Annotated in this window: 11 protein-coding genes, 1 other RNA gene and 1 pseudogene; 10 read left to right on the top strand and 3 right to left on the bottom strand. The window is 69.1% G+C overall.

Annotated features, from left to right (window positions below):
- Nucleotides 1–199: 199 nt before the first annotated feature.
- Together ACIBIW_RS16940 and rnpB are read left to right on the top strand one after the other, a co-directional pair.
- Nucleotides 200–979 (top strand): annotated as a pseudogene (locus ACIBIW_RS16940) (DMT family transporter); the annotation flags it as partial.
- A 109-nt stretch (nt 980–1088) separates the two neighbouring features.
- Nucleotides 1089–1512: RNase P RNA component class A (gene rnpB, locus ACIBIW_RS16935), an RNA gene on the top strand.
- Nucleotides 1513–1911: 399 nt separating this feature from the next.
- Here the strand turns inward: rnpB and ACIBIW_RS16930 are convergent.
- Both ACIBIW_RS16930 and ACIBIW_RS16925 read right to left on the bottom strand, forming a co-directional pair.
- Nucleotides 1912–2136, bottom strand: a complete 225-nt coding sequence (locus ACIBIW_RS16930) for a DUF397 domain-containing protein (RefSeq protein WP_399336698.1) — start codon at nt 2134–2136, stop codon at nt 1912–1914.
- A complete protein-coding gene (locus tag ACIBIW_RS16925; protein ID WP_399336696.1) occupies nt 2133–2969 on the bottom strand; it encodes a helix-turn-helix domain-containing protein in 837 nt (278 codons plus the stop codon). The genes ACIBIW_RS16930 and ACIBIW_RS16925 overlap by 4 nt, the downstream gene beginning before the upstream one ends.
- A gap of 676 nt (nt 2970–3645) precedes the next feature.
- Between ACIBIW_RS16925 and ACIBIW_RS16920 the strand changes: the two genes are divergently transcribed.
- From ACIBIW_RS16920 to ACIBIW_RS16895, 6 genes are read left to right on the top strand one after another with little or no spacing between them, the layout of a single operon-like run.
- The gene (locus ACIBIW_RS16920; protein WP_399336694.1) at nt 3646–4524 is read left to right on the top strand and encodes a glycosyltransferase family 8 protein; all 879 of its coding nucleotides are present in this window, start codon (nt 3646–3648) and stop codon (nt 4522–4524) included.
- Nucleotides 4521–5429, top strand: a complete 909-nt coding sequence (locus tag ACIBIW_RS16915) for an aminoglycoside phosphotransferase family protein (protein WP_399336692.1) — start codon at nt 4521–4523, stop codon at nt 5427–5429. Before ACIBIW_RS16920 ends, ACIBIW_RS16915 begins: the two co-directional genes overlap by 4 nt.
- Nucleotides 5429–6160 carry a glycosyltransferase gene (locus ACIBIW_RS16910; protein ID WP_399336690.1) on the top strand — a complete coding sequence of 244 codons (732 nt, stop codon included), beginning with the start codon at nt 5429–5431 and terminating at the stop codon, nt 6158–6160. Before ACIBIW_RS16915 ends, ACIBIW_RS16910 begins: the two co-directional genes overlap by 1 nt.
- Nucleotides 6161–6175: 15 nt before the next feature.
- Entirely contained in the window at nt 6176–7054 is an 879-nt protein-coding gene (locus ACIBIW_RS16905; protein WP_399336688.1) for a PIG-L deacetylase family protein, read from the top strand.
- A complete protein-coding gene (locus ACIBIW_RS16900; RefSeq protein ID WP_399336686.1) occupies nt 7051–7662 on the top strand; it encodes a dTMP kinase in 612 nt (203 codons plus the stop codon). Before ACIBIW_RS16905 ends, ACIBIW_RS16900 begins: the two co-directional genes overlap by 4 nt.
- Nucleotides 7659–8735 carry a glycosyltransferase gene (locus ACIBIW_RS16895; protein ID WP_399336684.1) on the top strand — a complete coding sequence of 359 codons (1077 nt, stop codon included), beginning with the start codon at nt 7659–7661 and terminating at the stop codon, nt 8733–8735. Before ACIBIW_RS16900 ends, ACIBIW_RS16895 begins: the two co-directional genes overlap by 4 nt.
- Here ACIBIW_RS16895 and ACIBIW_RS16890 read toward each other — a convergent pair.
- A complete protein-coding gene (locus ACIBIW_RS16890; protein ID WP_399336682.1) occupies nt 8732–9754 on the bottom strand; it encodes a phosphotransferase in 1023 nt (340 codons plus the stop codon). The genes ACIBIW_RS16895 and ACIBIW_RS16890 overlap by 4 nt on opposite strands.
- 346 nt (nt 9755–10100) lie before the next feature.
- On the opposite strand from ACIBIW_RS16890, the gene ACIBIW_RS16885 reads away from it, so the two are divergent.
- Both ACIBIW_RS16885 and ACIBIW_RS16880 read left to right on the top strand, forming a co-directional pair.
- The gene (locus tag ACIBIW_RS16885; RefSeq protein ID WP_399336680.1) at nt 10101–11318 is read left to right on the top strand and encodes a dienelactone hydrolase family protein; all 1218 of its coding nucleotides are present in this window, start codon (nt 10101–10103) and stop codon (nt 11316–11318) included.
- Nucleotides 11319–11876: 558 nt separating this feature from the next.
- Nucleotides 11877–12071 (top strand): hypothetical protein, encoded by a 195-nt coding sequence (locus tag ACIBIW_RS16880; RefSeq protein ID WP_399336678.1) that lies wholly within the window; start codon nt 11877–11879, stop codon nt 12069–12071.
- Nucleotides 12072–12130 lie beyond the last annotated feature (59 nt).

Raw genomic sequence — 12130 nt, 5'->3', positions numbered from 1 at the left:
CACCCGCTACGACAAACGCGCCCGCCACTACCAAGCCCTGGTCACCCTCGCCTGCCTACGACTGTGGCTACCCTGACTTTGCGGACACGCCCTAGGCCCCCGGGCGCGGAAGGCGGGGGCGGGGCGGCGCCCCCGGGGCCGCCGCCGTCCGCAACAGCGTTCAAGACCCCACGGCCTCCCGGGCCGCACGCTTGGCGGCATGACGGCACGCGGCTGGTTCCTGTTCTCCCTGATGTGCGTCCTGTGGGGCGTCCCCTACCTGATGATCAAGGTGGCGGTGGCGGACGTCTCCCCGTCCGCCGTGGTCTGCGCCCGGTGCGCGCTCGGCGCACTGCTGCTGTTGCCCTTCGCGCTGCGCAAGCCCGGCCTCGCCCGGTCGCTGCGCACCCACTGGCTGCCGATACTCGCCTTCGCCTGCACCGAGATCCTCGGCCCCTGGTGGACGCTCACCGACGCGGAGCGCCACCTCTCCAGCTCCACGTCGGGCCTGCTCATCGCCGCCGTGCCGATCCTCGGCATCGTCCTCGCGCGCCTGGGCGGAGCGGCGGAACACCTCGGCGTCCGGCGCCTCGCGGGACTCGTGCTCGGCCTCGGCGGCGTCGCCGTGCTGACCGTCCCCGACCTCGGCGGCGGCGACACCTGGTCGTTCGCCGAGGTGCTGCTGACCGCCCTCGGCTACGCCACCGCGCCCCTGATCACCACCCGCTGGCTGCGCGACGTGCCGACGCTGCACCAGATCACCCCCTGCCTCGCGCTGGCCGCCGTGGTGTACGCGCCCGCCGCGGCCTTCGGGTTGCCGGACACCGCGCCGCCCCTCAAGGTGTGGGGCGCGCTCGCGGGCCTCGGCGCGATCTGCACCGCGCTCGCGTTCGTCATCTTCCTTGAGCTGATCAGGGAGGTGGGCCCGACCCGCTCGGTGGTCTTCACCTACGTCAACCCCGCGGTCGCCGTCGCGGCGGGCGTCCTCTTCCTCGACGAGCCGCTCACCGCGGGCGTGCTGGCGGCGTTCGCCCTGATCCTCGGCGGCTCCGTGCTGGCCACCGCGGGCGGGGGGCGCGGCCGTGGGCGGGTAGGGTGGGGTGGGCAGGTGAGTCGGGTGGGCGGTCGCGGTGCGGCTTCTGTTGTGGGGGTCGTGGCCGAGGAACGTCCGGACTCCGCAGGGCAGGGTGGTGGCTAACGGCCACCCGGGGTGACCCGCGGGACAGTGCCACAGAGAAGAGACCGCCAGGCGGGTTTTCGGGCCGGTCTGGTAAGGGTGAAACGGTGGTGTAAGAGACCACCAGCGTCCGGGGTGACCCGGGCGGCTTGGTAAACCCCACCCGGAGCAAGGTCAAGAAGGGGGCACCCTCGTAATGGGGGTGTTCTCGCGCGGACGGTTGAGGGCGGCCCGCCCGAGTCCGCGGGTAGACCGCTTGAGGCCGGTGGTGACACCGGTCCCAGATGGATGGCCGTCTCCCCGGCCGCCGCGAGGCGACCGGGCGACAGAATCCGGCGTACAGCCCGACTCACCTGCCGGCTGTGACCCTGAGCAGGGACGGAAGCCACGATCCCAGGATGGACGGGAGGTCGGCTGGGCCTGCATGCCCTTCGGTAGGGACCACCCCACCTACTTCGCCCAGGTCGCCGAGCAGGCTGCCCGCTTGCCGCGCACCGATGCTCGCCGTGTCGTCGCGCCCGTGGGCTCCGGCACGACGCTAGCTGCCGTGGTCCGCGGCCTGGACTTCGGCACGCGCGCCGACAACCGCCTTGGCGGTCTCGTGCTCGATCCACACTACGAGGAAGGCGTTGCCACATCTCTGCCCCGGAGACGTGCTCTGGACGCTCGGCTTGCGCGCATGCAACGCGCCCCGCTCACGGCCCCGTGCCGTGGCCGGGGCGCATTTGTCGTTGGAGCGCAACTGCGTCCTGGGTTCAGAGGGCTTCGAGCCCACCCGCCTTGACGGAGGAGATGAAGGACGACCAGCCGGTGGACGAGAACACGAGCACGGGGCTTTGCGGGGACTTGGAGTCCCGGACGGGCACGGCCCCGGGGATGCCCTCGGCGACTTCCACACAGGCGCCGTTGCCCTGGCTCCTGGTGGACTTGCGCCATGTGACGCGGGCAAGGTCCACACCCGCGCCGTGTTCGCTCTTCATAGCTCCTTCACCATGTTCCGGATCAGCGCCAGCGTCTGCGGGACGCTCACGGCGGAGGCTCGTAGGTTGTCGAACAGCACCTCGTACCGCTGAACGTCGCTGGGGTACTGGTCGCTGTTGGCTTCGACGTAGACCACATCAGGGTCTTCCTGATCTGGGAATTTCAGGATAATGAATGGCCCTGCCAGTGTCCCAGGGTGGGCGCCGGTTGAGAAGGGAATCACCTGGAGCAGGACGTTCGGGAGATCTGCCACTTCCAGCAGGTGGGCCAACTGCTCGCGCATCACGTCCTTGCCGCCCACGGTCCTTCGGATCGCGGACTCGTCCAGTACCGCCCGGACCTCAAGCGGGCTCATGCCGCTGATTACCTGCTGACGTTGGATGCGGACGTCGACGCGCTGCTCCAGAACCTCATCGCTCAGCCCCGGTGCCGTGGCTCGGTTGATCTCCTCGGCGTACCGTCGGGTCTGGAGCAGGCCGGGGACCACGTGCTCGTACGTGAGGATCGATTCCGCCGCAGCCTCAAGCCCGATGTATGTCGAGTACGGGATGTCGCTGTAGAGCTGCCACCAGCCCTTTTTCCGTGCCTCGCGGGTCAGGATGGCGAGCTTCTCCCGCTGGTTCGGATCGGCCACCCTGTACAGATCGAGCAGTCGCATCACGTCCGCGAGTGAAGGGGCGACGGTTCGCCCGGCTTCCAGACGGGACAGCTTTGAGGCCGACCACTCGACGCGTTCGGCGGCCTCGTTGGCCTTGAGGCCGGCCCCTATGCGCAACTGCGTCAGCTCTTGGCCCAGTCGCCTGCGCCTCACCACGGGACTTGATGTCGTCACGGCGCCAGTCTCGCGACTTCTGGACCCTCATTGCAAGCAAATCTGCAATTGCATGTTGAAGTGGTATTGCGCAGCATGATGAAACTCGTAGACACTGACGCAAGGTTAGGTGGCGATGCAACCGCCAACCGAAGCTGGGTTGTTGGTGGGCATCGCCTTGCATGTATCGATGGCGTCTCGTCAACTGCCCAGCTCAGGCTCGTTGTGCTCGGTGATTCCAAGCGGAGGTGCAAGCGATGAGCGGGCGAGATCTCCTGTCGGAGTGGCGGCCGGCACGTACGAACGCCACCGGCGCATCGGCGCGCGGGCCCGGGGCGTCAGCCGAGCTGACAGCCAGGATCGACGCACACCAAGATCCCAAGGGCATTTTGAGGGACTGGCGCCGTGACATCCCGGCGCAGGAACGAGCCATGGAGGGACTGGCCAAGAGCCTGGCGTTCCTCTCGGCCGAGCCGCTGGACGCCTTCCGCCCGACGGAATGGCGACCGCGTGAGCGTCCGCTCGTCCGGCGTCGCCCTGGTCGCCAGACATCATCCCGGCGCTGACGGGATGACCAGGTCCGCGCTTTCTTCGCCGTGGAACACCCCAGCCCTCTCCCGTCGGTGAACCCAACATCCCGGCGGGGGAGCGAGGCGCCACCAACTCCTCCCTCGCTCTTCCGAATGTGGAGGCCACAGTGTTCGCGATCGGTATGTGTATCGACGAGCGCTATTTACTGCCATCCCTGGTGGCACTGACGTCGCTCGCCGAGCACTTGCCTCGTGCAGAGCGGCGGGAGGCCGCTGTCCGGATACTGACGCTGGATTTGAGCCGCAAGAGCGTGGAGACCTTGGCTGCGGTGTCCCGGCGGTGCGGCTTCCGTTCGTTCGACGTCCGTTGGCAGGCCCCGCTTGCCGAGAGCGTTATGGCCGACGGCGGGTACATCTCCATCACCACATATCTGCGGTTCGGTTTCACCCCCGGTTTCCTCGGCCGGCCGTACCTGATCTACGTGGACGCCGATGTCCTCGTCCAGGGAGACATCAGCGCTCCCCTGCACGAGCTGCCGCCCTACCAGGTCGGCGCGGTGCGGGATGAGTTCAACCCGGCCGTCGGCCGCTGCCCGGCGCTGCCCGGGGTCGCGGAGCGGTGGCCGCACCTGGTCGGTCGGCCGTATTTCAACGCCGGAATGCTGTGGGCGCCAGTCGGCATGCTCGGGCACATGCGCTCCGGAGTCCGCACGGCGCTCACGAAGGGCCGCCTGTACATCCTGCACAACGATCAGTGCGCGTTGAACCTGTGGCTGCTTGCATCGGGCGCCGTGCACTCGGTCGCCCCGATCTTCAACCGGTTCGAGCTTGGCCGGTTCCTGGAACGTTCCGACTGGGTTCGGCGGGTCGTTCCTCATCCCCTGCACGACCGGGACGCGCACGCGCTGCACTTCGTCGGCGAGCTCAAGCCATGGCTGCGTTCGTGTCCGAACACGCCCGAGGTCGTGGCTTACCGGGCACATCTGCGGCGCACCATACGGCACCTCGGCAGGACCGGGGACCACATCGTCCCGGAGGGATCATGACCGAGGAATCCGTACCTGTCGTCGAACTGGCCTGCACCGCGTTGGCGGGGACGAGCCTGGTCGAAGTCCGGCGCGCCTCCACGAACGCTGGGACCGCTGTGTACCGCGTCGCGCTGTCCGACGAGCGGCACGTCGTCGTGAAGCTCGTTGCGGCCGGCCGCAGTCACAGCGCCGACGATGAGGCCCGCCTGCTGGCTGCGGTCGCTGCCTCCGGCCGGGTCGCTGTCCCCGCCGTCATCGCCAGCGGCTCGATTCCCGGCCTCGGGACCACGGCTTTGATCACCGCGGACGTCGGCCCCAGCACGCTGGGAGAGGCAGTCCGCGAGGGGCAGGTGACGAAGTTGGCTGCCATGGTGAGGTTGGCCCGGCTACTGAACGTCTTCCACACCATCAAGCCGCCGGCCAACAGCCCTCTGGCGCCCGGGATCCTGGCGCAGATCAGCGCGCTGGCCCGGCACTGCCCATCGTCCGTCTTCGCCCTCCTCGCCCCGGCTCTTGAGGTGATCGCCGAAGGTGCCGCCGACGGCCGGCAGGTGTGGTGCCACGGCGACCTGCACTTCGAGAACGTCGTCCACCAGAGCGCGTCCGAGCAGAACAGCGGCCGTAACGGTCTCTCCGAAACGGTCATCGACCTGGCGGCGAGCACGGTATGCGTCCCCGAGTACGACCTGGCCCAGACGCTGGTCACCTGTGACGCCCTTGCCCCCAGCGACCGTGTGCTGCTGGCCGCCGCTTACGGATGGCCGGTTGACCACCGCCTCGTGGACGCGTTCGTGATCTTTCAGGCCGTACGCGGCTGGACCTACGCGGCGTACCGGGAAGGCCGGCACTCGCGTCTGTGGGCGGCCCGGCTCCGGCAGGCGCTGAACAGTGGTCCTGCCTGGCGATCGGAGAGGAACGGCTGATGAGCGAGCCCGCGGTTTCCGTGATCATCCCCGCCTACAACGAGGCCGCCTACTTACCGCGTTACCTGCCCACCGTTCTCGCTTCGCTCCGGCACTGGGAGGCGGCCAGCAGCCAGGCCGGCGAGATCATCGTCGTGGACAACGCGAGCACCGACCCCACGGCGGATATCGCTGCCTCCTTCGGCGCCCGCGTCCTGACCGAACGGGCTCGCGGCATCGGCCATGTACGCAACACCGGCGCCCGCGCAGCTCGGGGCAGGAAGTTGTTCTTCACCGACGCCGACGTGGCCCTGCCGCTGGAAGCCGTCACGGCATCTGTCGCAGCGATGGACGCAGGAGCCGTGGGCGGCGCCATCCCTCCCCTCTACACCCCGCACCGGCTCGGCGCGCGTCTGCTGTGCGCCTACTGGGACCACTACCGTGCTCGTCACGGCGGTGCGCAGGGTGTCGCCCAGTTCTGCACCGCGCAGGCTTTCCGGGCGGTCGGCGGGTACCGCGCCGACTACTTCATGAGCGAGGACGTGGAGTTCTTCGCACGCCTCTCCGCGCTCGGGCAGCAGACCGACGGGCCGGCCGTCATCCTCGATGAGCTGCGCGTCCGCCCCTCCACCCGCCGCTACGACCAGTGGTCGAGCCTACGAATGCTGTGGTGGCAGAACCCCGTCACCGCTCGGCTGGCTCTCACGTCGCGGCGCTTCTGGCGCCACTGGTACACCACCACGGTCCGCTGATCGGAGGAAGACGCCGTGACCGATCTGCCCATCCCGGATGCCGTCGGAATCTACACGTTTCCCACCGACCTGCACGCCGCCCACCAGGCATGGATGTCCGCCCTTCCCCAGGACGGCGATGTCTTCAACCTGACTGTCCCGCTGACCGGCGCCGCGTGCCGGATCCGACGGCGCCGCCCGGCCGGGCGACCGGTGGTCGTCATCGAGCCCCACCACGACGACTTTGCTCTCTCGGCGTCCGGCTACTTTCTCGCCCGGCCCCGTCCGCTGACCGTCATCACCGTCTTCACCCGGTCCTCCAGCGTCCACCCGTCGCTGGAGGCCACCTACGCCGACGTGGAGTCGGTCTCCCGGCTGCGCGAGAAGGAAGCGGCCCAGGCGCTGCTCCCGCTGGCAGCCGAGCGGATCCTCCTGGGCCACAAGGACGCCGACCCGCCGTACTGGGCGTACGACCCGCGACGGCTGGAAGCGATCACCAGCGAGCTCGCCGACGTGCTGGACCGCTTCCCGGACGCCGAGCTGATCGCCCCGGCCGCGGTGACCCGCCACCCCGATCACCTTCTAGTGCACGAGGCCGCCCGGCACCTGGGCTGCCGCTGGTTCTGGGAGGACCTTGCCTTCTGGTCCACGTACGCCCTCGCCGGCTGCGACCGGAACCTGTTCCAACAGCGCACGGGAGACACCCTGCGGCCGGAGACCCACGACATCACCGACGTGATCCTCGACAAACTGACGCTGCTGCACATGCACGGCTCACAGATGCACCCGGCACCCAAGATGTACCGGCCCATCCGGCACGCCTTCACCGTCGCCGCCGACATGCCGCCAAGCGGCCGGGGCCAGACGCCCGGTACCTACGCCGAGCGGCACTACCACCTGGGAGGCACCCCGTGATCGTTGCGGTCGAAGGCCCGTCGTATGCGGGCAAGACCACCGCCATAGCCGCGCTCCGCCATGCCGCTGGCATGCGGGAGGTGGTGTTCTTCGACTGCTACGTGAAGTGCATCTCCCGCCCCGAGGACATCCCGCGCCCGGCGACCACCTCTGCCGCCGAACAACTCGCCGCGTTCGAGACGTTCATGCTGATCGAGGAGGACCGTGTTCGGCGCCTGGCCGGACGTTCCGGCGTCGTCGTCATCGACCGGTCTGTGGACACCCTGCTGGCCCACGCCTACGCGCTGGACGAGATGGACGGGTTCGGCGTGTACGACGAGGCTCGCGATCGGTTGCAGGTGCTGCCGCATCTGCGCCCTGACCGCACCATCTACCTCGACGCCTCCGCCGAAGTCCTGTCGCTGCGGCGCAAGGCTGCCCGGCACGCGGACGCCGAACCGGACTACTTCCTCCACGACGCCGCCTTCCTGACGCACGCACGTGACTACTTCTGCACACCGGCACGCGAACCTGTGGCCGCGGAGATCACCGTCGTCCCCGGAAGCGGCAGCCGAGAAGACACGGCAGCGGCAGTGCAGGCCCTGGTCAGCCTCTGGTGCGGGCAGTGACCGGGGCGACGGTGCTCTTCGTGTGGCGACGCACGCCGCCGCCCCTGCTGATCGGCGGGGCGGAGGTCTCCCAGCAGTTGCTCGCGGAGGAATTCGCTCGGGCCGGCTGGAACGTCGTCTACCTGGGCAGCCATGAGGCTCCCTGGGACGGCAGCTCCCAGGCCGGTGCTCTCCGTGCCCACCTCGACGCGCACGGCGTGGCCTGGGACAAGGCCCCCGACCAGATCCGTTACTGCTGGAACGGCGTACAGTGCACCGCCGTCAGCCAGGACCGTATCGAGGACGCCCTCACCACGATGGTCCGTCAGTTGTTCCCGGCCGTCGTGATCACCTCCCAGGAGGGATCAGCGGCACTTGCTGCCCTTGCCCACCGCTGCGCGGGCCGTGTCGTCGGGTGGATCCACTCGGTCTCGAACACGGGCACGGGCGTCCTACGCGGCGGTCCGAGCGACGTACTCGTCACGTCCCGATTCGTCGCTCGCCGCGTGAGGTGCCCCGAAGGAACACGGCCGGTGACCTTCTACCCGCCGTTCGCCGCGGTGGTAGCGGACGCCCCGCTCCCGGCCGATGGACGTGCAGACTCCGCCCACGGCGGAGTTCTCATGGTCAACCCGGTACCCGCCAAGGGGGCAGCTCTCGTCCACGAACTCGTTCAACGGCTGCCCGACCACCTCTTCACCCTCGTTGAAGGGTGGTGGGACACGACCGACGAGTTCACCGGATACCCGAACGTCCGCTACGTCCCGCGTACATATGACATGGCGTCTCTGTACGCCTCCCACCGGCTGCTCCTGGTCCCCTCCCAGGTAGAGGACGCATTCCCTCGGGTGATCATCGAGGCGGGGCTCCACGGCCTGCCCGCACTCGGCTCCGACCGGGGCGGCATCCCCGAGGCAGTCATGGACGGTGGCCTGATACTGCCTCCCGACGATGCGGAGGCATGGACGAAGGCAATCATCGCCGCCGACCCCGAGCAGCTCGGGGTACGCGCTCGCCGACGTGCCCATCCGCTGACGAGACGCTGCCTGCCGGAGTTGGCCGCCGCGGGCGTCATCCCCGAGGCTGGAAGCTAGCCGGCCGCGAAGGCGTCCCGCACTTCGTCCAGGCGGTGCGTCCACCAGTGCAGCAGCGCCTCGTCGGAGAGGAAGAGCTTGCCGAACGCGGGATCCTCGCGGGTGAAATGGAACTCAAGTTGCCAAAAGTCCGTCAGCCGCTTCCACCACAACCGGTTCACGGCGTCTGCCAGAACCTCTTCCGGAAGTGCGGTCACCGACCGGTAGCCGGACACGAAGGCGGCAACCCGCTCCAGACTGAACCGGCCGCCCATGCCGAACTGCACCTGCGCGGTCCTCGCCACCTCTTCCGCGTACGGCCGGATCGCGAGCCGGTCCCAGTCGAGAATGGCCACGACCTCGCCACCGCGGCGCAACAGGTTGCGGTACTGGAAGTCGCCGTGCGTCCACCCGTACGCGCCCGCGGGCGAGTCATCCGCGGGTCGGCGGTCGCCGTACCGCTTCAGGAGCGCCTTGCGCTCACGCAGGGCCTCCACCGCCTCTTTGTCGAACACTTCGGCAGGCGCCTCGGGGAACCTTGCCGCCAGGGCATCCGCCGCCCCAGCCGCAGTGGTGGCGGAGGTGACCTGCACCGAAGGGGCGCGGTCCGGGACGGGCCCAGGCGCGTGCCGGGACAGACTGCGGTGCAGACGGGCCAGCAGGGCACCGAGCGCGTGTGCCTCGCCGAGGGGGAGATCGGCGCCCTGGGTGTGGCTGCCGTCGATCCACGGCAGAACACAGAACCCGTGGCCGCCGACTTCGAGTACGTGCCGACTGCCGGAGTCCGACAACGCGGCGGGCACGGGCAGGCCGTCGTCGGCGAGCGCTGAAAGCGCCGCCAGATTCCGCCGGACCTTCGCCAGGGGAACGTCGATGATCTGCTTGACGGCGTACGTGCCGGTCGACGTCTCCACACGCCAGTTCCGGTTCATGAGACCGTCGGCAAGATACTGGTGTCCTCGGACCTCGCCCAGGCCGAATGCACAGGCCAGAGAGGGTAGAGCAGCCGGCACGGTGGCATCGGGGGGCGCATCCTTCACTTCAGGCACGATACGCGACACAGGCACGCTGAGAGAGCTGGAACGACACTGCGTACCCGGCGGTGTGATGCTGGCTCTCTGTCACTGAAGGACACGGGACGCTGGACCACGTACCTGCGCCGTCATCCGGGCTTGAGCCGCCGCTCCCGTCCAGGTCAGAGCGTCGGGCGGCGGCCGTTTCTTCGTGTTCCCTGGGGAGTCACTGGGGAGAATGGGAAGCGCTGGGGGAGTGCGGGCGGGCAACGCCGCGACCGGACCCGTGCCCGGGTGCCGGTGTCGTCAGGTACACCACGGTCGGGTAGGTGGCCAGATGGGACCGGGGCGCCGGGATTCATAGCGTCGGGGCATGAAGAAACCATGGATTCTCGCGGTGTCCGTCGCCGTCTGCGCCGGCACGGTGGCGGTCGCACAGACCGGTACCGCGGCCGGGCCCAAGCGGGGCCCCGAGCGGGGCCGCGTCGTGTCGAGCGAGCGCATCGCCCGGCTCTCGGCCGACGAGACCGCCGCCTATCTGAGCGGACAGCACTACCCCTCGCCCGCGCCCCGCAACGGCGTCGACGCGTACCGGATCGGCTACCGGACGGTCGACGAGAACGGCGGACCCACCACCGCCAGCGGGCTCCTGGTCCTGCCGAGGAACGCCGACCGGCATCCACGTCTCGTCGCCTACGAGCACGGCACGATGGCCGCCAGGGAGGACGGCCCCTCGGTCGACGACAACGACGCACGCGCGTCGACCGTCCTCTTCGCGGGCCGCGGCTACGCGGCGGTCGCCCCCGACCTGCTCGGCCTCGGGACCGGCCCCGGGCACCACCCGTACATGGACGCCGCGACCGAGGCGTCCGCGTCGCTCGACATGCTGCGCGCCGCACGCAACTTCGCCGCCGGTCACGGCCGCACCCTGGACGGCAGGGTGCTGGTGACCGGGTTCTCCGCGGGCGGCCACGCCGCGATGGCGGTCGGCCGCACCCTGCAAGACCACGCGGACCGTCACTTCGCACTGGCCGCCGTGGCCCCCGTCAGCGGTCCCTTCGACGTCGAACACGCCGAGATCCCCGCCGCGTTGCGTGACGACACCCTCGATCCGAAGGAGGCCGTCTTCTACCTCGGCTACTGGATCACCTCCATGAACCGGCTGCACCACCTCTACGACTCGCCGTCCGAGGCGTTCCTGCCGCCCTACGACGACACGGCCGAGTCGCTCTTCGACGGCGACCACAGCGACGAGGAGGTCTTCCGGGGCCTGCCCGACACGGTGGACCAACTGCTCACCCCGCGCTTCCGGCGGCAACTTCTCCACCCGACGGGCGCGCTGCGGAGGGCGATGCGTGAGAACGACACCACCTGCTCCGACTGGACACCGGAGGTGCCGGTGCGCCTCTACGCCGCCGACGGGGACCGCGACGTGGCCATCGCCAACTCCGAGCACTGCCGCGCCCAGCTCGCGGCGAACGGCGTGGCCGCCCCGCTGACCGACGTGGGCGACGTCGGCCACTTCGACTCCCCGGTGCTGTCGATGCCCCGGATCGCCGAGTGGTTCGAACAACTGCGGCCCGCCCGCTGACACTCCGGGACGGTCCCGGCCGTTTTTTTCACCCGGCCGGAAAAGGGGTGGCAGAAATGCACCCATGACGCCACTCCTGGCGAAAACGGTAAAGGTGGAGAGGGGAAGAGCGGCCGTCCAGCGGAATACCGCTCATTGCCGAGAGGGAACGGAATCGAGCCGGTCCGGGGCCGAGCTGTCCAACTGCTCGCGATAAGCAGTTGGACAGTGGAGCGGACCCTGCGGACACCCTTCCCCCGGGCCGGGGAGACGGCATCCGCACCCCCGGTCCCGGGTGGACCGTGGGCGTTGTCGAGCGTGGCACATTCTCCGCGGTTCGCAAAGCCCCTGTCCGAGTGCCTTGTTGGACACCGCAGGCCACGGCCGTGGACACCGCGCCCACCGGCCCGGAGCCTTGGCCTTGAATCCCCTCCCCACCCCCGAAGTTCGATATTCGTACCTTCCTTTTTTGTGTTGTCCGTGTCGGGGCGAGATGCGGTTGGGTGCTCTTGCCCAAATTTTCCAAGTCGTGCCAATCTGCTCACGCAAGGAATCATTCGCCGAACGAATGGAGGGGTTATGGCTCCCAACGTTGCGGTCCTTGAGGAGAAACTCGACATCCCCGTCGAGGAACTCATGGAGGCGCTGAGCGACGAGGCCAAGGCCGAAGAACTCATCGCCGCTCAGGGCTGGACCCGGGAAGACCTTCTTGAGCGTGCCGAGGCACTGACGCGGTCACTCTCCGCGGACATCTCCACGCTCAACATGGTCTGAAGGGGCGTCTAGCCCCTGGGTCCGTCCGCGGACCCGGGCGCGCCCTGCCTTCGCGGAGA

This window comes from Streptomyces sp. NPDC050560 (assembly GCF_044457285.1).
In the GTDB taxonomy this organism is placed as follows: domain Bacteria; phylum Actinomycetota; class Actinomycetes; order Streptomycetales; family Streptomycetaceae; genus Streptomyces.
Note: the sequence above shows the minus strand (reverse complement) of the source record. Positions and strands in the feature narration are given on the sequence as shown.